22 protein-coding genes, 1 tRNA gene and 1 pseudogene are annotated in these 20,761 nt (G+C 72.3%); 4 read left to right on the forward strand and 20 right to left on the reverse strand.

What is annotated here, in order from left to right:
- The 15 genes and pseudogenes from K933_RS15280 to K933_RS15350 all read right to left on the reverse strand — a co-directional run.
- A pseudogene (locus tag K933_RS15280) lies at positions 1–188 on the reverse strand (hypothetical protein); the annotation flags it as partial.
- Positions 188–1,732, reverse strand: coding sequence for an acyl-CoA carboxylase subunit beta (locus K933_RS15285; RefSeq protein WP_023395653.1), 1,545 nt, complete (start codon positions 1,730–1,732; stop codon positions 188–190). The gene K933_RS15285 and the pseudogene K933_RS15280, both read right to left, overlap by 1 nt.
- Before the next feature lie 217 nt (positions 1,733–1,949).
- Positions 1,950–2,327 (reverse strand): DUF7522 family protein, encoded by a 378-nt coding sequence (locus K933_RS15290; protein WP_023395654.1) that lies wholly within the window; start codon positions 2,325–2,327, stop codon positions 1,950–1,952.
- A gap of 193 nt (positions 2,328–2,520) precedes the next feature.
- A complete protein-coding gene (locus tag K933_RS15295) occupies positions 2,521–3,594 on the reverse strand; it encodes a methionine synthase (protein ID WP_023395655.1) in 1,074 nt (357 codons plus the stop codon).
- Complete coding sequence (locus K933_RS15300) at positions 3,591–4,604, reverse strand: vitamin-B12 independent methionine synthase (RefSeq protein ID WP_023395656.1); 1,014 nt, start codon at positions 4,602–4,604, stop codon at positions 3,591–3,593. The genes K933_RS15295 and K933_RS15300 overlap by 4 nt, the downstream gene beginning before the upstream one ends.
- A gap of 137 nt (positions 4,605–4,741) precedes the next feature.
- Positions 4,742–5,320 carry a HemK2/MTQ2 family protein methyltransferase gene (locus tag K933_RS15305; RefSeq protein ID WP_049947935.1) on the reverse strand — a complete coding sequence of 193 codons (579 nt, stop codon included), beginning with the start codon at positions 5,318–5,320 and terminating at the stop codon, positions 4,742–4,744.
- Positions 5,321–5,418: 98 nt separating this feature from the next.
- On the reverse strand, positions 5,419–6,666 hold the full coding sequence (locus K933_RS15310; protein WP_023395658.1) for a mechanosensitive ion channel family protein: 1,248 nt from the start codon (positions 6,664–6,666) through the stop codon (positions 5,419–5,421).
- Complete coding sequence (locus tag K933_RS15315) at positions 6,667–7,533, reverse strand: 16S ribosomal RNA methyltransferase A (RefSeq protein WP_023395659.1); 867 nt, start codon at positions 7,531–7,533, stop codon at positions 6,667–6,669.
- 172 nt (positions 7,534–7,705) lie between these two features.
- On the reverse strand, positions 7,706–8,341 hold the full coding sequence (locus K933_RS15320) for a DUF655 domain-containing protein (protein ID WP_023395660.1): 636 nt from the start codon (positions 8,339–8,341) through the stop codon (positions 7,706–7,708).
- A 104-nt stretch (positions 8,342–8,445) separates the two neighbouring features.
- A complete protein-coding gene (locus K933_RS15325) occupies positions 8,446–8,802 on the reverse strand; it encodes an RNA polymerase Rpb4 family protein (protein WP_023395661.1) in 357 nt (118 codons plus the stop codon).
- Positions 8,803–8,808: 6 nt separating this feature from the next.
- Positions 8,809–9,120 (reverse strand): 50S ribosomal protein L21e, encoded by a 312-nt coding sequence (locus K933_RS15330; protein ID WP_023395662.1) that lies wholly within the window; start codon positions 9,118–9,120, stop codon positions 8,809–8,811.
- A 277-nt stretch (positions 9,121–9,397) separates the two neighbouring features.
- Positions 9,398–11,737 (reverse strand): DUF7282 domain-containing protein, encoded by a 2,340-nt coding sequence (locus K933_RS15335; protein ID WP_023395663.1) that lies wholly within the window; start codon positions 11,735–11,737, stop codon positions 9,398–9,400.
- An 87-nt stretch (positions 11,738–11,824) separates the two neighbouring features.
- Positions 11,825–12,940, reverse strand: coding sequence for an amidohydrolase family protein (locus tag K933_RS15340; protein WP_023395664.1), 1,116 nt, complete (start codon positions 12,938–12,940; stop codon positions 11,825–11,827).
- The gene (locus tag K933_RS15345) at positions 12,941–14,176 is read right to left on the reverse strand and encodes an HD domain-containing protein (protein WP_023395665.1); all 1,236 of its coding nucleotides are present in this window, start codon (positions 14,174–14,176) and stop codon (positions 12,941–12,943) included. It lies immediately after the preceding gene.
- 152 nt (positions 14,177–14,328) lie between these two features.
- Entirely contained in the window at positions 14,329–15,495 is a 1,167-nt protein-coding gene (locus tag K933_RS15350) for an HD domain-containing protein (protein ID WP_023395666.1), read from the reverse strand.
- Positions 15,496–15,688: 193 nt separating this feature from the next.
- Here K933_RS15350 and htpX point away from each other — a divergent pair, with 193 nt between their 5' ends.
- A complete protein-coding gene (gene htpX, locus K933_RS15355) occupies positions 15,689–16,576 on the forward strand; it encodes a zinc metalloprotease HtpX (RefSeq protein WP_049947932.1) in 888 nt (295 codons plus the stop codon).
- Positions 16,577–16,653: 77 nt separating this feature from the next.
- Here htpX and K933_RS15360 read toward each other — a convergent pair whose 3' ends face one another.
- Positions 16,654–17,103: an Lrp/AsnC family transcriptional regulator gene (locus K933_RS15360; RefSeq protein ID WP_023395668.1), complete on the reverse strand. Its 450-nt coding sequence runs from the start codon at positions 17,101–17,103 to the stop codon at positions 16,654–16,656.
- 78 nt (positions 17,104–17,181) lie between these two features.
- Positions 17,182–17,994: an inositol monophosphatase family protein gene (locus K933_RS15365; protein ID WP_023395669.1), complete on the reverse strand. Its 813-nt coding sequence runs from the start codon at positions 17,992–17,994 to the stop codon at positions 17,182–17,184.
- Positions 17,995–18,209: 215 nt separating this feature from the next.
- Between K933_RS15365 and K933_RS17550 the strand changes: the two genes are divergently transcribed.
- Together K933_RS17550 and K933_RS15370 are read left to right on the forward strand one after the other, a co-directional pair.
- Positions 18,210–18,497, forward strand: a complete 288-nt coding sequence (locus K933_RS17550; RefSeq protein ID WP_023395670.1) for a hypothetical protein — start codon at positions 18,210–18,212, stop codon at positions 18,495–18,497.
- 137 nt (positions 18,498–18,634) lie between these two features.
- Entirely contained in the window at positions 18,635–18,886 is a 252-nt protein-coding gene (locus tag K933_RS15370) for a hypothetical protein (RefSeq protein ID WP_023395671.1), read from the forward strand.
- Between the two features lie 87 nt (positions 18,887–18,973).
- On the opposite strand, the gene K933_RS15375 is transcribed toward K933_RS15370, so the two are convergent.
- From K933_RS15375 to K933_RS15385, 3 genes are all read right to left on the reverse strand, one after another.
- Complete coding sequence (locus tag K933_RS15375; RefSeq protein WP_049947933.1) at positions 18,974–19,369, reverse strand: hypothetical protein; 396 nt, start codon at positions 19,367–19,369, stop codon at positions 18,974–18,976.
- A 166-nt stretch (positions 19,370–19,535) separates the two neighbouring features.
- Positions 19,536–19,619 (reverse strand) — tRNA-Leu (locus tag K933_RS15380).
- 120 nt (positions 19,620–19,739) lie between these two features.
- Positions 19,740–20,042: a hypothetical protein gene (locus K933_RS15385; protein WP_023395673.1), complete on the reverse strand. Its 303-nt coding sequence runs from the start codon at positions 20,040–20,042 to the stop codon at positions 19,740–19,742.
- A gap of 190 nt (positions 20,043–20,232) precedes the next feature.
- Between K933_RS15385 and K933_RS15390 the strand changes: the two genes are divergently transcribed.
- Positions 20,233–20,718, forward strand: coding sequence for a DUF309 domain-containing protein (locus K933_RS15390; RefSeq protein WP_023395674.1), 486 nt, complete (start codon positions 20,233–20,235; stop codon positions 20,716–20,718).
- Positions 20,719–20,761: the final 43 nt, after the last annotated feature.

Consider the following 20,761-nt stretch of genomic DNA (forward strand, 5'->3'; position numbering starts at 1 on the left):
GCGGCGATCGCGGCGGTCTCCGCCTCGCTCGCGTCGTCGGGGACGGCGAGGCGGAGCCCCGGCCCGACCGCGGGACCGGCGTCGCCGCTCCGCCCACCCGCCCCGCCTCGGTCGCCCGCGGGGTCGTCCGACTCCGCCCCGTCCGCCTCGGTTCCGTCCGGGTCGTCGGCGTCGGTCGCTCGGACCATCAGATCGGGATGTTGCCGTGCTTCTTCTCGGGGAGCGACTCCCGCTTCGAGCGCAGCAGTTCGAGGTCGGCGATCAGCCGCGGGCGCGTCTCCGGCGGTTCGAGGACCGCGTCGACGAACCCCTTGTCGGCGGCGGTGTACGGGTTGGCGAACTCCTCGCGGTACTCCTCGATCAGGCTCTCCCGGCGCGCCTCGGGGTCGTCGGCGGCCTCCAACTCCTCGGAGTAGAGGATGTTGACCGCGCCCTTCGGTCCCATCACGGCGATCTCGGCGGTGGGCCACGCGTAGTTGACGTCGGCGCCGAGGTGTTTCGACGCCATCACGTCGTACGCGCCGCCGTACGCCTTCCGGGTGATGACGGTCAACAGCGGGACCGTCGCCTCCGAGTAGGCGTACAGGAGTTTCGCGCCGTGGCGGATGATCCCGCCGTGTTCCTGGTCGGTGCCGGGCATGAACCCCGGCACGTCGACGAACGTCACGATGGGGACGTTGAACGCGTCACAGAACCGGACGAACCGGGCGGCCTTCTCCGACGCCTCGATGTCGAGCGTGCCGGCGTTGACGCGCGGCTGGTTGGCGACGATACCGACGCTGTGGCCGTCGAGGCGGCCGAACCCGGTGACGATGTTCTTCGCGAAGTCGGCGTGCGTCTCGAAGAACGACCCCTCGTCGACGACGCTGTCGACGACGTTCGTCGCGTCGTACGGCTTCCGCGGCTCGTCGGGGACGATGCTCGTCAACTCCTCGTCGGCCCGCTCGGGGTCGTCCCACGGCTCGACCCGCGGGGGGTCCTCGACGTTGTTCTGCGGCAGGTACGACAGCAGCCGGCGCATGTCGTCTAACGCGTCCTCCTCGGTCTCCTCGGCGAAGTGGGCCACCCCCGAGGTGGAGGCGTGCGTCTGTGCGCCGCCCAACTCCTCGAAGGTGACCTGCTCGCCCGTCACCGTCTCGATCACGTCCGGGCCGGTGATGAACATGTGGCTGGTGTCTTTCACCATGAACGTGAAGTCGGTGAGCGCGGGCGAGTACACCGCCCCGCCCGCACACGGCCCGAGAATGCCCGACAGTTGCGGGATGACGCCCGACGCCTCGGTGTTGCGCCGGAATATCTCCGCGAAGCCGGCGAGCGAGCCGACGCCCTCCTGGATGCGCGCGCCCGCGGAGTCGTTGAGACCGACGACGGGCGCGCCCACGTCCATCGCCTTGTCCATCACCTTACACACCTTCTCGGCGAACACCTCGCCGAGCGACCCGCCGAAGACGGTGAAGTCGTGTGCGAACACGAACGTCTTCCGGCCGTTCACCTCGCCGTAGCCCGTGACGACGCCGTCGCCGGGGAGCCGCTGCTCCTCCATGCCGAACTTGTGGGTGTCGTGGGTGCGGAACTGGTCGAACTCGTGGAAGGTGCCGTCGTCGAGGAAGTAGTCGACCCGCTCGCGTGCGGTCATCTTCCCCTTGTCGTGTTGGCTCTCGATCCGCTCTTCGCCGCCGCCGAGCAGCGCCCGCTCGCGCCGCTCGCGGAGTTCCTCGATGCGGTCGTCCATGGTCATCGGGGACCACCCCCGCGCGTGGTCGCGGCCATTCGTTGGGTGTGGTCCGGCGACGCGCTCCAAAAGGGTTCCGTAACGGACGCCCCGCCGGATCTCGTGACGGTACCGCCACCGCCGGGTCGCGACCCGCCCGCGACCCGCCGGACGCTACCCGAGCGGCGGACGACCCGAGCGGCCGTGGCGCCGTGTGGGTCGCGCCGTACGCGCTAGCTCACCCCAGGAGGTCGAGTAGCGCGCTCGCCGTCTCGCCCGCCCGCTCGACGGTGAGCGTCTCGGCGGTGACGAACACGCCCTCGTCCCCGCTGGTGACGCGGACGAGCGTCCCGTCGGAGAACCGCCGGACCGTGTACTCGTACTCGCCGAGTTCCGAGTCGGCGTACGCCGTGTTCGCGCGGAACCCGTCGCGCGCCTGCTCGACGAATCCCACCAGATCGGCGTCGGCGTCCAAGTCCGACCGGAGGTAGACCTGCTCGTGGTCGTCGGGCGTGAAGTAGGTAATGCTCCGCAGGCGGTCGCCGACCGAGGTCCGCGCGACGCGTTCGAACTGGTCGGCCCGGTCGGACGAGACGAGAGGTTCGGCAGAGCTCATGCAGTTTGTTACCACGCTCGGAGGACAAAAGCTTACGGCCGGCGTCGACACGTCGCCGGAGCCGACCGGCGGAGCGCCCCGACCGGGCGGGCGGCGTCCGGCGGTTCCGGGCGGCCGTCGCGGCTGGTCGGCCCGGCTCCGCGACATCGGACGAGCCGGCGCGCGGTCCGAGCGGGTCGGTCGGCGCCCCGGCTCAGTCGGCGGTCGCGAGCGGGTCGTCGACGTCGATCTCGCCGGCGTCGAGTTCCGCCTCCACCTCGCGGGCGGCCTGAACCATGTTCTCGGTCTTGCCGTACGCGATTTCGCGGGGGAGGAGCTTCAGCCCGCAGTCGGGCGAGACGGTCAGCTTCTCCGGCGGGACCACCTTCAGCCCCTGCCGGATGTTCGCCTTGATCTCCGATACGGGCTCGACCTCGGCGGTGTGGGCGTCGACGACGCCGAGCGCGAGGTCGGGCGCGAACGCGCCGTCGGCGAACGTCTCGATCTGCTCGTAGTCGCCGTTACACAGTTCCACGTCGAACTCGTCGATCGGGTAGTCGTTGATCTCGGGGTAGATCCGCGAGTAGTCGCCGTAACAGACGTGGAGACCGATCCGAACGTCCTCGGGGATGTCGGAGACGATCCGGTCGAGACACTCGCCGACGATGGCGTGGTCGTCGGGCGTCGTCGCAAGCGCGGGTTCGTCGATCTGGACGTAGCGGGCGCCCGCCTCGACCAACTTCTCGACCTCCTCGTTGACCAGGTCCGCGAGCGCGTACGACAGCTCCTCGTCGGAGTCGTACGCCTCGTTGAACGCCCAGTTGGCCAGCGTGTACGGGCCGGTGATCGGCACCTTCACCGGGCGGCTGGCGACCGCGTCGGTGAACTCGAACTCGTCGACCAGCCACGGCTCGTCGTACGCCACCTCGTCGACCACCGACGGCTTGTCGAAGTAGTTGTGCCCCCACACCTTGACGGGTCCGTTGAACTCGTAGCCGTCGATCCGGCCCGCGAAGAACTCCACCATCTCCTCGCGGCGCATCTCGCCGTCGACCACGGTGTCCAACCCAGCCCGCTCGTGTTCGTGGGTGATGACGCGGCAGGCGTCGTCGTGCGCCTCCGTCAGGTCGACCGCGTCGAAGTCGGCGTCGTCGTCCTCCGCGAGGTCGGTCGCGCGGTTCAACCACCGCGGCTTGGGGTACGACCCCACGACGGTCGTGAGCAGGAACGCCTCGGTCGGGTGGTCGTCCGGCCGGAACCCCTCGCGGTTCCCCGGGTTCCGGCTCACAGTTCCACCCCCTCGCTACGGGCGAGGCGAGCGCCCTCGGCGAGCGTCGCGAGTTTCTCGCGGTGGCGGTTCACGGGCAGGTAGAACGGCTCCGTGTTGTGGCTCACGTACGTCGTGTCGAACTCGGCGGCGGGCACGCGGTCGTGGACCCACTCCACCCGCTCGGCCACCGTCTCCGGCTCCTCGACCCGGGTGTTCTGGCCGTCGACCAACCCGAGCCCGATATCGTCTTTCGTGCCGTACTCGTTGATACACTCGAACGTCGCCTCGCGGTCGGCCGTCACGAGGTCGAACCCGATGGCGTCGACGCCCGCGTCCATCAGGTGGGCGTACGGCTTCTCCTCGAACGCCTCCCAGTAGGTGTGGACCACCACGTCGGCGTCGGTGGCGGCCGCCACCTCGTCGATGGCGTCGCTCGCGCGCTCGTCGCGTCCGTCGCCCGGCGGGTTCGTCACCAGCGACGGCTCCAGCAGGTACAGCGTCTCGTGGGCGGGGAACGCGTCTATCTCGCCCGCGAGGAACTCCGCGACCGCCGCGAGGAACTCCGCCTCGTCGCCGTAGTACTCGTCGGTCGCGAGGTTCGCGAGCGTGTACGGACCCGGCAGCACCGTCTGGAGCGGGTCGTCGTCGAGCAGTTCGACCGCGTGGTCGAGTTCGACGCCCACGTCGCCCGAGAACGTCAACTCGCCCACGACCCGCGGGTCGCGGTAGAAGTTGTTGTTGTCGTAGTAGCGGACGATACCGCCCGTCTCGACGTTCTCGTGGACCGTCAGCGGGTGCGCCAGCATGTCGTCCCACCGCGCTTGCCCCTCGACGACCCTGTCGAGTCCGGCCCCCCGCTGTTCGTCCACCATCTCCTCGCGGGCGCGCCCGTACGCGTCCGTGACTTCGGGTAGCTCGTCGCCCGAGACGAGGTCGCCCTTCTGGTGGCCCTTCAGGTCCGACAGCTCCGATTTCGCCCAGTCCGGGAGCGGGAACAGCCCCGGGGTCGTGGCGACTACGTCGGTCATCGTCCGCCCTTCGAAATGCCGAGGCATAATACTTGCTAAAGGATCTTATTCCTCGTGGTTATCAACAGTCGTCGGGTCCCGCGGTCGGCGCGAACCGAACCCCCCGTCGCCGCGGTCGGCGGGTCGGCCCGCGGCGCTCACGCGCCGTCGGACCGGGGCGTCAGCGCGAGCACGGAGAGCGTCTCGTAGGGGTACGACTCCTCGGCGACCGTCTCGGCGTCGAACCCCTGCGAGACGGCGTACTCCACCACCTCGGGAAAGCCCGTCAGCGACGACACCAGGAGGAGCACCAGCCCGTCCGGGCGGAGCGGCCGCGCCGCGTCGTCGAGGAACGGTTCGATCAGGTCGCGGCCCGACTCGCCGCCCGACAGCGCCGCCTCCTGCCAGTCGTCCCACTCGTTGTCCGGGTCGGTCGGGAGGTACGGCGGGTTGAAGAGGATCGCATCCAGCGAGTCCGCCGCGAACGGGTCGAGCAGGTCGGCGCGGACCGCCTCCGCCCCCCGCTCGCGGGCGGCCCGGCAGGCGTGGGGGTTGAGGTCGCTCCCGAGCACGCGGTCGGCGGCGCCCGCCGCGCGGACCCGTTCGGCCACCCACCCGGAGCCGGTGCCGACTTCGAGCACGACCCCGCGCGCGCGGTCGACCCCGGCCTCCGCGAGCAGTCCCGAGTCCTCCGCGGGGGCGTACACCGGGTCGCCGAGACCGCGCCGCTCCGCCAGCGCGTCCCGGGTCGACTCGCCGTCGGTCGGGACACCCTCGTCCGCACCGTCCCCGGCTCCGCCCGCTCCGTCGTCGCCCGCGCCCGCTCCGTCGTCGCTCACCCGTCGTCACCCCCGTCGCCGTCCGACCCGGCCGCGGCGGCGTCGACCCGGAAGCCGCCGGTCTCCGCGCGGCCGGAGAGTTCGCGCTGGGGGAACGGGATCTTCACGCCCGCCTCGTCGAACGCCCGCTTCACGTCGGTGATCACGTCGGTGCGCGCCTTCCACATCTTGCGCGCGCTCGGCGTGTCGATGTAGTAGCGCAGGCGGAGCACCACCGCGGAGTCGCCGAACTCCGAGAGCACGACCTCGGGTTCGGGCTGTTCCAACACCGCGTCGTGGCCCGCCATCGCCCCCTCGGCGAGGTCGACCGCCTCCTCGATGTCGGTCGCGTAGTCGACGCCCACGTCGAGGTTGAGCCGGAGCCGCCCCGCCCGCGAGCGGTTGACGATGTCGCTGTCCGTGACCGCGTCGTTGGGGATCATCACGTACTCGTCGTCGAACGTTCGCAGTTGGGTGTTGAAGATGCTGACGTCGCTGACGACCCCCTCGCGGTCGTCGATCACGACCCAGTCGCCGAGTTCGAACGGCCGCGAGAACAGCACGACGAACCCCGCGAGCACCGCCCCGAGCGTCTGTCGCGCCGCCAGTCCCAGCACGATACCGAGGAAGCCCGCGCCCGCCAGCAGGCCGCCGAGGTTGACGGTCCACAGCGACAACACCACCATCAGCGCCAGCGCGTACACCCCGATCTGGGTGGTGTGGTGGAGGATCTCCCGCTGGTGGTCGGTGATCGTCACCCGGTCGTGTGCCAGCCGTCCGATCGCGCGTTTCGTCAGCCGCGTCGCCCCGTACGCCCCAGCGAAGACGACGGCCGTGAGCACGACGAGGAGCACGTCGCCCGAGGACACCTCGAACGGCGCGAGGAGGAACTTCACCACGCCGAGTCCGCCCCACAGCAGGATCAGGAAGGCGCCGACGGCGGACGCCGTCGCCGCCACCGCGGCCGTCTGGGCCGACTCGACGACCGCCCCGTCGAACCGGTCTTTCAGCCGCGGTCCCGCCCGCCGGACGACGACGACAACCGCCACGAGGAGGAGGAGCGCCGCGAGCGTCGCCAGCAGTCGCGACTCGGGGGTCGGGAACTGCGACCGGACGAACTCCGCGAGCGGCGCCGCCCCGTCGACTAAGTCGGCGCCGCTCACCGTCTCGCCGCCGCCGCCGTCGGTGCCCGGCGCGGGCGTCGCGACCGTCGTCGTGTCGCCCGTCCCGCTCTGGAGTATCGATATCCCGCCGCCCGCCCCCATCTACTGTCCCTCGCCGACCTCGCTCGCCGCCCGGGCGGTCCCCGCGAGCGCCGCGAACGCCGCCGGCGGGAGGTCGCCCGGCCGCACCGACAGCACGTCCTCGTCGGCCGCGGCGACCACCGCGTCGGGGTCGGCCAGCCCGGAGATGTGGGCGGTGTTGCGCACGGCGTTCCGCACCGTCTTGCGCCGCTGGGTGAACAGCGCCTTCACGAACCGGAGGAAGAACGCCTCGTCGTCCACCGCGTACGCCGGGTCTCGGGGCGTACACCGCACGAGCGCGCTGTCGACGCGCGGCTGGGGGTCGAACGCCTCCCGCGGCACCCGCTCGACGAGTTCCACGTCGGCGTAGTGCTGGGCGCTCACCGACAGCCGGCCGTACTCGGGCGTGCCCGCCTCGGCGACCATCCGCTCGGCGAACTCGACTTGGAACATCAACACGAGCGGGCGCTTCAGCGGCAGCAGCCGGAACGCTATCTCCGAGGAGACGCCGTACGGCAGGTTCGACACGCACGCGGTGAAGTCGGGCAACTCGACCGACAGCGCGTCGCCCTCGACCACGTCGAGGCGGCCGTCCGCGACCGCGTCTGCGAACTCCTCGCGGAGGAACGCCGCGAGGTCGGGGTCGCGTTCGACCACCGTGACGCGGTCCGCCACCGCGAGCAGGCGGTCGGTGAGCGCGCCGGTGCCGCCGCCGACCTCGAGGAGGTGCGAGCGGTCGGCGTCCGCCGGGAGGTACTCCGCGACCCGGTCGAGCACCCGGTCGTCGACGAGGAAGTGCTGGTCGCGGTCGGGGTCGCCCCGGACGCCGGCGCGCTCGCGGAGGCGGTCGGGGTCGCGGCCGCCGGCGTCGGGCGCGGGGTCGGTCATCACGGCGGCGTTTGCGGTCGGTCCCCCTAAATCCGTCTATCGAGTCGGGGACGGCCCGCCCGCCCGGCGCTCGCGGGCGGGTTTGCGCCGTCACTCCGCGCGGAGTGACGGCGCAACGCGCGTCGACACTCCGCGCGCCGACGCTTCCCGCGTCGCCGAACGTGCGGACCCGTCAGTCGTCGCTCGCGGGCGCGTCCGCGCCGACGAACGTGCGGTACTTCAGGTCGTCGTCGCGGAGTTCCTCCAGGATGCGCTCGACGAGCACCTCCTTCGGGCGGTGGAGCCCGGAGACCCGCTCTTCGAGGTCCTCGAACGACTCGAACGGGCCGCGCTTCCGCTCGTCCAAGACGTTGTTGCGGAGCTTCTTGCCGATGCCGGGCAGGAGGTTCAACTGGTGGAGCCGGAGGGTGATCGGCTGGGCGTCGTTGTAGAAGTCGACGAACCGCCGCTCCTCGCGGTCGACCAACTCCTCGATGGCGTACTCCAGTTCCTGCGTCGCCCCTCGCGTGAGGTCGTCGTACTCGATGGGGCGGATCCGGTTGATCGTCTCGGGGTTGGTGTCGGGGTCGACGTCGACGCGGTCGGCGATCCCCACGTCGGCGTCGTCCGCGAAGGTGATCTCGAACAGCCGGAAGTCCTGCTCGCCGACGGCGTAGCCCACCGGCGACTTCTTGTACTGCGGGCGGTCGTCGTCCGGCCGGCCGTTCGGGAGGTAGTCCAACAGCACGGCGTACATCACCTCGTCGGCCCCGGTCTCGGCGGCCGCCTCCGCGGACTCGTCGTCGACGTGCTGCTCGTCGTCGCTCATACTCTCGGATAGGCCGGGGGACTCCTTAAAAACGAGGTCGGGCGGCGTCGGCGGGTCCGAACCGGAGCCGTCGCGGCCCGCGCGGACGCGGATCGGCCGCCGGCTCAGGCGTACTTGGCGACGACGTCGAGTATCTCGTCGAGTTCCTCGCCCGAGAGCGCGTACCGCTCTTGGGCGTACACCGAGCGGAGTTCGGTCCGGTCGCGCGGCAGGAGGTCCGCTATCTTGTACGCGGTGGTCTCGTTCACCTTCTCCAACTCGCGGAGTTCGGCGACCAACTCCAGCGACTCGTCGGCGTCGAGGACGGCGAACCGGTTGACGTGCTCGATGGCGCGCGCGAGTTCGTAGCGGAGTTCGCGCTCCTCGTCGGCGGCCCGTTCCGCCTCGACTTCGGCGAGGATGTCCTTCGTCTCGGAGACAGTGAGGTACTCCTCGTCGAGCTTCTCTTTGAATATCGTCATCCTCGGCTACTCGTCGTCGTCCTGCTGGCTCCGCTGTTCGCGCAGGTGGGCCGGCTTGGCGATGATCGTCTTCGCCTTGCCGCCGTCGTTGATCTCGACTTTGAACGCGGTGCCCTGCTTGCCCGTGACGGTGCCCGTGTGGCCGTTGAACCGGGGGTGGAACCGCCCGTCGGGGATCGACGGGTCGAGCGCGAGGTGAACCTTCTGGCCCTCGTCGAACTCGGCGATCGAGCGCTGGGGCGGCGAAGTGCCGCGGTTTCGGGGGTCGTTCGACAGTTTGCCGCGCGTCCCGTGGAGAGGTCCGTTCGAACTCGGCATGGTAGTTGGGGGTACTTTCGGGGGTCGCCGTATAAATGGTGCGTTCTCGACCGCGCGTGCGGCGGGGGGGAACCCCCCGCCGGCCGCCCGCGCGACGACGGACCGCACGCGACCCGGACCGGTCCCGGGTCGGCCCGACTCCGAGTCGCGCGGCCCACGAGTCACACCCTCCGCTACGAGCGACGCGCGCGGCCGAAGAATGCGAACGGGAGCGGCGTCTCGGTGTCGGCAGGTATCGGCCGACGCCGAGCGCGCGCGGGCCGCTCTGGAGTCCCCCCTACTCGTCGTCCGGGAGCGCCACCGTGACCGTGTGCTCGCCGGGACCGAACGCCTCGGTGGTCGCGTCGAACAGGACCTGTTGGTCCGCCGTCTCGGGGCTGAAGTCGGCGTCGACCATCGTGTAGCTCGCGAACGTCAGCGTCACGTTCGAACAGCCGTCGGCGACGGTGAACGAGACGCGCGCCGTCGCGCCCTCGCGCCGAACCTGCCCGGCGTCGACGCACGCGCGGACGGACTCGTCCGGCCAGGCGGTGCCGCGGCCGCTGATGCCGTCGTCGGTGTTGCCGAGCGCCCACCGGACCAGCCGGTCCTCCTCGGCGTACAGCCGTTCGCCGAGGTTGTCGATTGGCTGGCCGGCGGCCAAGTCGACCTGGTAGTAGGTCGGCTCGGTGTCTGATACGACCGCGTGACCGCCCGAGTCGCCCGAACCGCCGTCGTCGTCGTCCGCGCTGCCGCCGTGTACGACCGTGACGTACGCCTCGTCGTCGACGGCGTCGCCGCCGGCGTACGGCCGGTCGGCGGCGCCGTCGGAGTCGAGGAAGTCGTACAGTTTGTTGTCGTTCGTGTCGCGGTAGGGGACCGCGACGAGCCGCTGGTCCTCGCCGAACGACAGCCGGGTGAACTGCCCGCCGGGCACCCGGTACGCCTCCACGCGGACGTTCTCGTGGGTGCCGGGCCGGAGATACTCGGAGACGCCCACGATGCTCCCGGGGTCGTCGGCGGCGCCCGAGGGCGTCCGGAGCGCGACGAACCCGCCCGCCGAGAGGTTCACCGAGTCGACGGTGACCGTCCGGCCGTCGGTGGTCTGGTCGCCGAAGTCGGTGGCCGCGCCGAACGGCCCCGCGAGCGTCGCGTACGCCCGCTCGGTCGTCGGGCCGTCCTCTCCCGCGTACGGGTCGTCGCCCCCCGCGGCGCCGAGGTCCGGCCGGTCGTTGCCGTTCGTGTCGCGGTAGGCGACGACCGACAGCGACTCCGAGGCCAACAGCGGGTCGTCGAGGGTGACGGTGACGTTGCTCACGCCGGCCGCCGGCAGTTCCTCGGAGACGCCCCGGAGGTCGCCGTCGTCGTCGTACACCGCGAGGAAGCCGCCGTACGGGAGCGACGCGCCCCCGACGGTGACGGTTCCGCCGCGCGTCGTCTGGTCGGGGACGTACAGCGCCGCCGACCGCTCGGGCACGTCGGGGCCGTAGGCGGTCCGGGCGACCGCCGACTCGCCCGCCGCCACGGTGCCGAACTCGTAGTACACCAGGCCCGCGCCGTCGCCCTCGTCGCGGGAGGCGTTGTAGAACTCCGCGTCGGGGTCGGCGTCGTACGCGTACGGCGAGCCGTACGCCGGGTTCCACCGCGTGAACGCGACGCGGGTCGGCGCCGTCCGCGCCGTCGCCACGCCGGCCGGCCCGGAGGCGCTCGGGTCGTCGCCGACCCGCCAGGCGTCGAGGCTCGCGTTCCCGACGCTCGCGTTCGCCGCGTTCGCGCCGTTCGCACCCCCGACGCCGGGATTGTCGACGACCGTCTCGGTCGTCACCCGGCTGCCGTTCTGCTGGACGGGGCTGCCGTCGGCCGCGCCGAGCTGGTAGTCGAAGAGGAACCGCGCCCGCACGTCGTGGTCCCAGCCGTCGGCGTTCTCCACCTCGACGGCGAACCGCGCGCGGGGGCCGTCGAGCGTGACGGTCTGAGTGACGACCACGTCCTCGGGGAGCGTCCACTCCGTGACGATGCGGTCGCCGTCGACCGTCGGCCGCTGGGTCACGTAGCCGTCCATGTTCCGCGCGCCCAACACCTCCCGGCCGGTGACGTACGTCCGGTCGTCGACGCGCACGGAGAGGTACGACGACCACGCGTCGCCGCCGCCGTACAGCAGGTCGACCGCGCCGTCGCCGTCGGGCGCGGCGGCCTGGAGCGTGAACGTGCCGAGACCGCCCCGCGTCGCGGCGTCGTCGTCGACGTACGCGACGAGGTGGGGGTTCGAGACGGCGAGGTCGCCCGTCGGCGCGGGGGTCAACGGCGACCCGGCCGTCGAGTTCGCGTCGACGGTCCAGGTCGCGTTCGCGGACCCGTCGCCGGTCGCCGTGTCGTTGCCGTCGGCGGACACCCCTCCGGCGGCCGACGCCGCCGCGTCGCCCGCGGTCAGCGCCGCCGCACCCGCCTCCGGGCCTCCGGCGACCCCGGAGGCGGCCGTCAGCTCCCCGCTCCCGCCCCCCGTGGTCGCGGCGGACGCCGCCGCCACCCCTCCGGCGCCGGCCGTCACGAGCACCAGACACCACAGTACCGCGGCGGCCCGCCGCCGCCGGGTCGTCCCCGCGCCGTTCCCCCCCGCTCCGCGTGAGTCTCCCACCATCGGCTGAACACTCGTGTCGGCTCGCGAGGGAAGATTAAACGCAGCGCCCCGGTTATCAGTACGACGATCGTGGGAGTAAGTAAACGGTCAGTAGACTACCTCGCGCACGTCGCTCGCGCCGGCGCGGCGGACGACCGCCCGGACGGGGTCGCGGACGCCCGCAAGGTTGTTCGAGTCGCCGTCGAGTACCAGCAGGTTCGCCGGGCGGCCCGCCTCGACGACGCCGCAGTCGAGCCCCGCTATCTCGGCGCCGTTGACCGTCGCCATCCGGAGCACCTCGACGGCGTCCGCCTCGCACAGTTTGGCGGCGAACTCCATCTCGCGGAACATCGACGGGGAGTTGAGCATCACGTTGTCCGTCCCGAGCGCGACCGTCGTCCGGTCGAGCAACTCCCGGAGCGGCGGCGGGCCGACGTTCGTGACGAGGTTCGACCGCGGGCAGACGACCACCGGCACCCCCGCGTCGGCGAGTCGGTCGAGGTGGTGCGGCTCGGGGTGGACCATGTGGACCAGGTGGTCCGGGTCGAGGTCCATCGCGGCGTCGACGTCGTGGGGGTCGCGCTCGCCCGCGTGGATGCCGAACAGTTTGCCTGCTCGCCGGGTCGCCGCCCGCTCGCGCTCGAACTCAGCGTCGCGCGCGCCGCTCGCGCCGAACCCCGCGGCGGCGTCGTGTTCCATCGCGGCCACCTCCTCGCGGCCGAGCACGACGCTGTCGACGGGGACGCCCCCGCCCGCCTCCTCGATGATGTCGACGCCCTCGACGCCGCCCTCGCGGAACTCGACGTGGGCGGCGGTCCCCGTCTCGGCCATGTACCGCAGCGACCGCCGGATCGCGTCGACCTTCTCGCGGCGGGGCGTCTCCCGCAGCAGCCGGTGTTTCAGCCCGTCGGGCGGCGCGACGAGTTCGTCGAGCGACAGCCCGCGGCCCGCCTCCTTGGCGATGGAGTCGGCGACGTGGGTGTGGGCGTTGACGAACGCCGGCAGCACGACGTCCGTCGAGTCGGTCGAGTCGAGCTCCTCCACCGCCGCGATCTCGCCGTCCTCGACGACGACGCGGCCGGTCACCGCCTCGAACGACTCGCCCGCGAGCACCGTCCCCTCGAACGTTCGGGTCCCCTCGCTCGCGTCGGTGAGCGTCACGCCCGCGGTGCCGCCGTCGGTTCGCGGCCCGCCGTCGCCGCTCGCGTCCCGGTTCCCGCGCATCTACTCGGCCTCCGTGGTGAACTCGTCGAGCGTGGTGTGCGCGCGCCGCCGCACGTCCGACACCAGCGCGCCGTCGATGTCGAGTCCGAGCGCGTCCGCCGCCGCGGTGCCCACCCGCTCGGTGGCCGCGCGGGTGGTGTAGACGCCGAGCCGCCACTGCTGTCGTTGGGCGGTCCGGAGCGCGGTCACCAGCGGCGACTGGTCCTCCAGTCGTCTGACGTCGCCGTTGACCACCACCTCGGTCGTCGACTCCTTCATCGACGGCTCGGCGGGCACGTCGACGATGACCGCCTCGGGGTCGAGTTCGCACGCCTCCGCCACCTCCGTCTCGACGTCGCGAACCTCCTCGTGGTCCAGTTCGCGGACGCGGTCGGGCACGTCGTCGTACTCGACCCAGACGGCGCGCTTGAACAGGTCGCGCGCGTCGTACCGCTCGGCGAACGCCCCCGTCTCCGGGTTCGACCGGAGCGCGACCAACAGCGCGGGGTCGTCCATCCGGCGGACGCCCGCGGGGTCGATGTCGGGGGCGTCGAGCAGCCGCTCGGTCGCCCGCCGGAGCATCGCCTTGCTGATGCGCGCGACCGGGTGGGTGTAGACGGTCGGGTTCATCAGCGCGCGCGCCACCAGCAGCGACTCGGCGGTCTGGACGTTCCCCTCCGCGAGCACCAACTCGCCGTCGACGAACGTCAGCTCCCGCACCAGCCGCTCGTGGTCGACGGTGCCGTAGGGGACGCCGGTGTGGTGGGCGTCGCGCACGAGGTAGTCCATCCGGTCGACGTCGAGTTCCCCCGAGACCAACTGGCCGTACTGGCCGTCGCCGCCGATGAGTCCCGCGACCCGCTCGGGGTCGAGGTCGTGGGCCGCGAGCACGTCACCCAGCTCCGTCCGCTCGATGAGGCCGCCCACGTCGTCGTGGTACAGCCCCGTCCGGCGGTGGAGCAACTCCTCGACGTTATGGCTGAACGGCGCGTGGCCCACGTCGTGTAGCAGGGCCGCCGCGCGGACCCGCTCGGCCTGCCGCCCCTCGACGCCGAGGTGGGCGAGCGCGCGGTCGGCGAGGTAGTAGACTCCCAGCGAGTGTTCGAACCGGGTGTGGTTCGCCGACGGGTAGACGAGTTTCACGGTGCCGAGTTGGGCGACCCGGCGGAGCCGCTGGACGGGCTTCGTGTCGAGTAAGTCGGCGGCGACGCCCGTCACCTCGATGTGGTCGTGCACCGAGTCCTTGATCGTCGTCACGGCGGCCCTCCCGCCGCACACCGGGCGCGGCCGACATCCCAAGCGAACGCTGTCATGGCCGGGAGTTGGCCGTCCCGGGGTAAAAAGTACCCGCGGCGCGAGGCGGGGCGGACCGCCGGCGGGCGCGGGCGGCGCCGGGGGGTCGTCCGCGGTCAGGCGGTCCGACCCGCGCGGACGCCGAGTACGTCCTCGGCGGCGGCGGCCACCGCGGGCACGCACGCTTCGGGGGCGTACACGCCCATCCGCCAGCCCGCCCGCTGGGCGGCGCGCAGCCCCGAGACGAGTTCGGAGGCGTCCTCCAGCCGCTGGGGGACGCCGTCGACCACCACCCGGCTGCCCGCCTCGGTGAACGTCGGCCGGCCGGGCACGTCGACTATCACCTCGTCGCTCCCGACGCCCGCGCGGTCGGCTATCTCGCGTTCGGCGTCGCGCTCGTCGGCGTGGTCGAACTCCGCCACGTCCGCGGGCGTGCCCGACAGGTCCGTCCAGACGGCGCGTTTGAACAGGTCGCGGTACTCGATGCGCCGGCCGAGGTCGGGTACCTCGCGCCTGAGCGCGACCAGCAGGTCGTGGTCAGCCATCCGGCGGAACTCCTCGACCCCCGTTCCGGCGGCGAGCAGGCGCTCGGAGGCGCGTTCGAGCATCGCGCCCGCGATACGCGAGACGTGGTGACGATAGACGGTCGCGTCCATCAGCGCGCGCGCCACCAGCAGCGACTCGGCGGTCTGGACGTTCCCCTCCGCGAGCACGAGGTGGCCCTCGCGGTAGTCGAGTTCCCTGACGAGGCGGCCGTGGTCGATGGTGCCGTAGGGGACGCCGGTGTGGTGGGCGTCGCGCACGAGGTAGTCCATCCGGTCGACGTCGAGTTCCCCCGACACCAACTGGCCGAGTTCGCCCTCGCCGCGGACGATGGCGGCCACGCGGTCGGGGTCGAGGTCGTGGTCGCGGAGGACGGCGGCGGCGTCCGTACCCTCGAGCAGGTCGCGGATCTCGTCGTGGTGGCGGCCGGTGCGCCGGCGGATGACCTCCTCGGTCTGGTGGCCGTACGGGCCGTGGCCCACGTCGTGTAGCAGGGCGGCCGCCCGGAGGTGACGCGCCCGGTCGCCGTCGACGCCGAGGTGGGCGAGCGCGCGGTCGGCGAGGTGGTACACCCCCAGCGAGTGCTCGAACCGGGTGTGTGAGGCCGACGGGTAGACCAGCCGGACGGTCGACAGCTGCTTGACGTGACGGAGCCGCTGGACCGCGCGCGTGTCGAGCAAGTCGGCCGCGGCGTCGTCTAGGGTGATGTAGTCGTGGACGCTGTCCTTGATGGCCTTCATGCGCGGACGGGGGTACGTCGGCGGGTCGGCGTGAAACGGTGTCGGTCCGGGCGGGGCGGGCCGCGGTGGTCGCGGCCCGCGTCGGCGGCGCGAGCGACGCACTGTGCGCGCGGTTCGGGGCGCGGGCCGCGCGGCCGACCCGGGTCGTGACGCCGCGACGAAGGTTTTTGATTCCGCGGCCCCCAGTAGGAGTATGGAGTTCCGTCGTGATTGGTCCCTCACGCTCCGGATGGCGGGCGTCGTCGTCCTCCTCGCGGCGCTGTACGTCGGGTTCGCCGCCGCGCTCGCGCAGTATTTCGGCGAGGTCGCGGCCGTCGCCGTCGCCGTCGGCGCGCTGTCGGTCGGACAGTTGCTGTACGGCCACGAGGTCGCGCTCAGGAGCGTGGGCGGCGAGGTGGTCTCGGAGTCGGAGTACCCCGACCTGCACGCGCGGGTGGGACGGCTCGCCCAGCAGGCGGGGGTACGGAAACCCGACGTCGCGGTCGCCGACGAACCGATGCCCAACGCGTTCGCCGCCGGCCGGTCGGAGTCGACCGCCGTGGTCTGCGTCACGACCGGCCTGCTCGATACGGTCGACGGCGCGGAACTCGACGGCGTGCTCGCGCACGAACTCGCGCACGTCCAGCACCGCGACGTGGTCGTGATGACGCTCGCGAGCGCGGTGTCGATGGCCGCGTTCTGGGTCGTCCGCTGGGGGTGGATCTTCGACGACGGCGGCGGTGGCGGCGGCGGCGAGAACGGCCAGCCGCAGTTCCTCGTCGCGTTCGCGGCGTCGCTCGTCGTCTGGGTCGCCTCGTCGCTGGTGATCCGCCTGCTGTCGCGGTACCGCGAGTACGCCGCCGACCGCGGCGCGGTCGCGATCACCGGCGAACCCGCGGCGCTGGCGACCGCGCTCGCGGCGATCGACGGCCGGATGGAGCGCGTCCCCGACGACGACCTCCGCGAACACGAGGGGACGAGCGCGCTCATGTTCTGCGGCGTCGAGGCGGGGAAGCTCACGCGGTGGTTCGGGACCCACCCCGCGGTCGACGAGCGGATCGAACGGCTCCGCGCGCTCGAAGCCGAGATGGCGAGCGCCTGACCGCCACCCCGCCCCACCTCACCCCGAGCGGACTGCCGGTCCGGTCGACCGGCCGCCCCCCGCGCGGGACGCGCGGCTCAGATCGGGACGCCGGATTCGTGGTAGTCGGTGCCGAGGATCACCATCGTCTGCGAGCGGTCGAACCCCTCCATGCCGGCGATCCCGCCGAACATCAGTTCCCGGAGCGCGTCGGTGCTCTCGGCGTACACCCGGAGGAGCACGTCCCACTCGCCGGTCGTGAGGTGGACCTCGCGGACGCCCTCGACGTCGCGGAGGCGCTCGAGCGCCTCCGTCTCGTGGCCCTGTCGAACCCGGAGACCGACGAACGCCGAGACGCCGTAGCCGAGCGCCGACGGGTCGACCTCCGCGTGGTACCCCGTGAGCACGCCCGCCTCCTCCAGCCGGGACACCCGGTCGTGGACCGTCGCGCTCGACATGTCGATGCGGCGCGCGATCTCGCTGAACGGGGTGCGCGCGTCCGCCTGGAGGATCCGGAGGATCGCGCGGTCGGTCTCGTCCAGTTCCATACCCCCCCTGCGCGACCCGACCACTTCGTCGTTGCGCCCTCGGTGGACGTTCGATCACCTCCCCGAGACGGCCGCGGGTCAGGCGACCCGTTCGGCCTCGGCGTCGCGCGCCGCCGCGAGCAGGGCGTCGTGGACCGCGGGTTCGCCGTTCGAGGCGACCAGCCCGCGCGAGTCGTGTCGCCACCGGTCGCCGTCGAGGTCGGTCACCCGCCCGCCGGCCTGCCGGACGAGGTGGACCCCCGCGACCGTGTCCCACGGGTGACAGCGGACGTTCGTGATCGTCCCCTCGATGGCGCCGTCGGCGACCATCGCGAGCGTCGCCTGCGCGCAGCCGAACCGCCGCATGTCGGCACACCGCTCGACGATCCCCCGGCAGGCGGCGGCGTACTCGTCGCGGCGGTCGAACCCCCACCAGACGGTCGGGGCGGCGGTCGCGAGTTCGGGGTCGTCCACCCCGCTGACGCTCGCGGGGTCGCCGTCGCGGAACGCGCCGTCGGCGTCGGACGCGTAGGTGTCGCCGACCGCCGGGAGGTCGACCGCGGCCGCGAGCGGTTCGCCGTCCGCGACGGCCGCGACGGCGGTGGCGAACACCCGGATCCCGCGGACGTAGTTGTTCGTCCCGTCGATGGGGTCGACCACCCACGCCGGCCCCTCGTCGGGGACCGTCTTCCGCTCGTCGTCCTCCTCGCCGACGACGGCGTCGTCGGGGAACGCCTCGCGGAGCGTCTCGACGACGCGCCGCTGGGCGTCCCGGTCGGCCTGCGTGACCACGTCGGTCTCCTCGGTCTTCGTCTCCACCGCGAGGTCGGTCCGGAAGCGCTCGCTCGCCACCGCGGCGCCCGCCCGCGCGGCGCGCCGGGCGACCGCGGCGCGACTGGGGTCGTCGTGCACGCTCCCGCTCGACGGTCGGACGCCCCGAATATCCGTCGGTCCGGGCGCTCGGCCGGCGGTCGACGCGCGCTCGCGCGGTTCGGCTCTCGCGGGTGGCCTCCCCCGACTCGTGGACGAGACGCGATCGGGTTCACGACCGGATCGTCGGTATTTAGGCGACGCGGCCCGAACTGTTGGGGCATGTACGCGGCAGTACCCAGGGGGGCGGGTCGGCCGTGAGCGACGGCGACTCCGGCGGACGCGCCGACGCCGACGGGGACGTCGACGCCGCGCTCGCGGAACTCGTCGACGACGCCCGCAGTCACGTCCGCGCGGGCGAGTCGGCCGAACTCGCCGAGACCCTCGACGCGCTGGAGGCGGTCGCACGCGATGAACTCCCGGACGGCGACCGGCGGGACCGCCTGATCCACGGCTGTGAACGGGTCGCGGCGCACGTCGACGACGACTACGCCGTCGCCACGGAGTACCTCCGCGCGATGGAGTCGCTACTCGCCGAGGAGTGACCGCCCCCGCGACCGGCGAGCGACCGGCCCCGGTCGCCGCGCGCGATTCCTGCCGACTCGCCGGCGCTCCCGGCCGCTCGATTAACTCGATTTCGACTCAGAGTGAATTTATGGGGATGTAGCCGGTACGAGTTGACATGCACTCCACCGAAGCGGTTCGCCACCTCGAGTACGTCATCAACGCCACCACCACCGACGGCGGACGCCGCTGTGCGGCCGGATACCGCCCGGTCTTCGAGCGCGTCGAGACGGACGGCGACGGCGCCGCCGTCTCCGACCTCGCGTCCGCCCTCGGCGCGGAGGTCCGCGCCGGCTCCCGCCCCTCGCCCGCGGAGGCCGAACGCGCCGCCGACCGCGTGCTCGGCGTCGCCACCGACGGCGGCAAGTAACCCGGCGCTCGCTTCTCGACGCTCGCGGTCGTACCGTCCCCGTTCTCGGCAGTCTCGTCGCCGTCCCTCCACTCGACACCCCGCCGCTCACTCGGCCGAGCGGTCCGCCCCCGACACCCAGTAGCCGAGCGCGAGCAGGACGGCCCCGGCCGAGGGCCACCCCCACAGCCTCGCGGCGGCGCCCGCCAGCGACTCCGTGCTCCCGCGCGCGCCGACCCAGTACAGGTGGAGGAGGAACAGCGCGACGAGGAGGAGGCCGCTCCCGGCGAGTCCGGCCGCGAGCGTCTCCCGGCCCGTCCGCCGCGTGTAGAGGTACGCCGCCAGCCCCCCCGCGAGGACGACCACGAGGTACCCCAGGTTCGACGACGACAGCACCGCGAGACAGAACACGAGCGGGACGCCGAACGCCACCAGCAGCCGACGCCGCTCGGTGTCGACGGAGCCGACGACGAGACGCCTCGCGGACCGAGATGGGGGACTCACGCGCCGTAGACGGTACCGGCGGTGATGGGTGTTTCCGTCGTCGGGTCCGCCCGCACACCGCGTCCGGTCGCGTCCGGCCGTCCGGACGGCCCCAGCTCTGGTCGGTGAGGTTCGGAAGTGTTGCGAGGGAAGAGCGCTCCGAGAGCGTCTTCCGCACTGTTACCAGTGCGAGGGAAGGGATTTGAACCCTTGGACCTCTACAGGAGCGGATCTTGAGTCCGCCGCCGTTTCCGAGCTTGGCTACCCTCGCACGGTCCGCTCTTACGCCGGCCCGCGTCGCCGCGGCGCCGGCTCGGCAGTTGGTGTTGAGCGGTCCCCGGTATAAATGTGCACGGAAGCCGTCCCGCGAGACGGGGGCGTCGCGCCCGCCTCACCGACTCCGGCCGCGCCGCCGGCCGCCGCTGCCCGCCTGCCGGAGCGACATGTAGAAGATGAGCCCGACCGAGCCGAGTTGGAGTCCGAACTCCGCCTTCGAGGGGGAGCCGTCCCCGCCGAGGAGGAACGACCCGAAACTCGCTCCCGCCAACAGCAGCGCGCCGAGGTACAGCACCGCCGTCCGCGCCGCCTCGTCGGTCAAGAGGGCCCAGGTCCGCTCGGCGGCGCGCGCCGGGAGCGCGGCGAGCGCCGCGACGGTGCGCCGGAGGTACGCCCGGACCGCTGAGATGCGTCCCACACGCTCGGCTACGGGGGTAGGGGCTTAAATCTCGCCCGGTCGTTCGCGAACGCGTACCACACCCGGTCGTCCTCGTCCCGTCGGCCTCGCTCTCCTGCCTCGTCCATCGGCCTCGTCGTCTCGCCCGGGCCGTTCGCGCGTCCGGGGCGTCGCCGATGGAGTTACGGGCTCGGACCGACCACGGACGCGCATGGACGACCACACCCGCGACCCGAGCGTCGCGCCGCCGCTCGGCGATCCGACGGGGTGGCGGACCGCCGAGCGGGTCTGGGAGCACGCCACCCTCCGACGCGCGACCGAACACGGCGTGCGGCTGTTCAACGCCGGCGAGTACCACGAGAGCCACGACTGTTTCGAGGACGAGTGGTACAACTACGGCAGCGGCACCACCGAGTCGGCGTTCCTCCACGGGATGGTTCAGGTCGCCGCGGGCGCGTACAAACACGTCGACTTCGAGGACGACGGCGGGATGCGCTCGCTGTTCGAGACCGCGCTCCAGTACCTCCACGGCGTCCCCGACGACTTCTACGGCGTCGACGTGGCCGACGTGCGCGAACGGCTGCGGGCCGCGCTCGACGACCCGAGCGCGCTCGACGGCTGGCATATCGCGCTCGACGACCACACCCCCGACGCGTACGAGGCGGACTACGAGTACGTCGAGGCGCTCGAACACTGACGCGCCGCCCGGAACTCAAAGCGCCGCTGTCTCACCGCTTTCC

It is taken from the genome of Candidatus Halobonum tyrrellensis G22, from assembly GCF_000495475.1.
GTDB classification, from domain to species: Archaea; Halobacteriota; Halobacteria; order Halobacteriales; family Haloferacaceae; genus Halobonum; species Halobonum tyrrellense.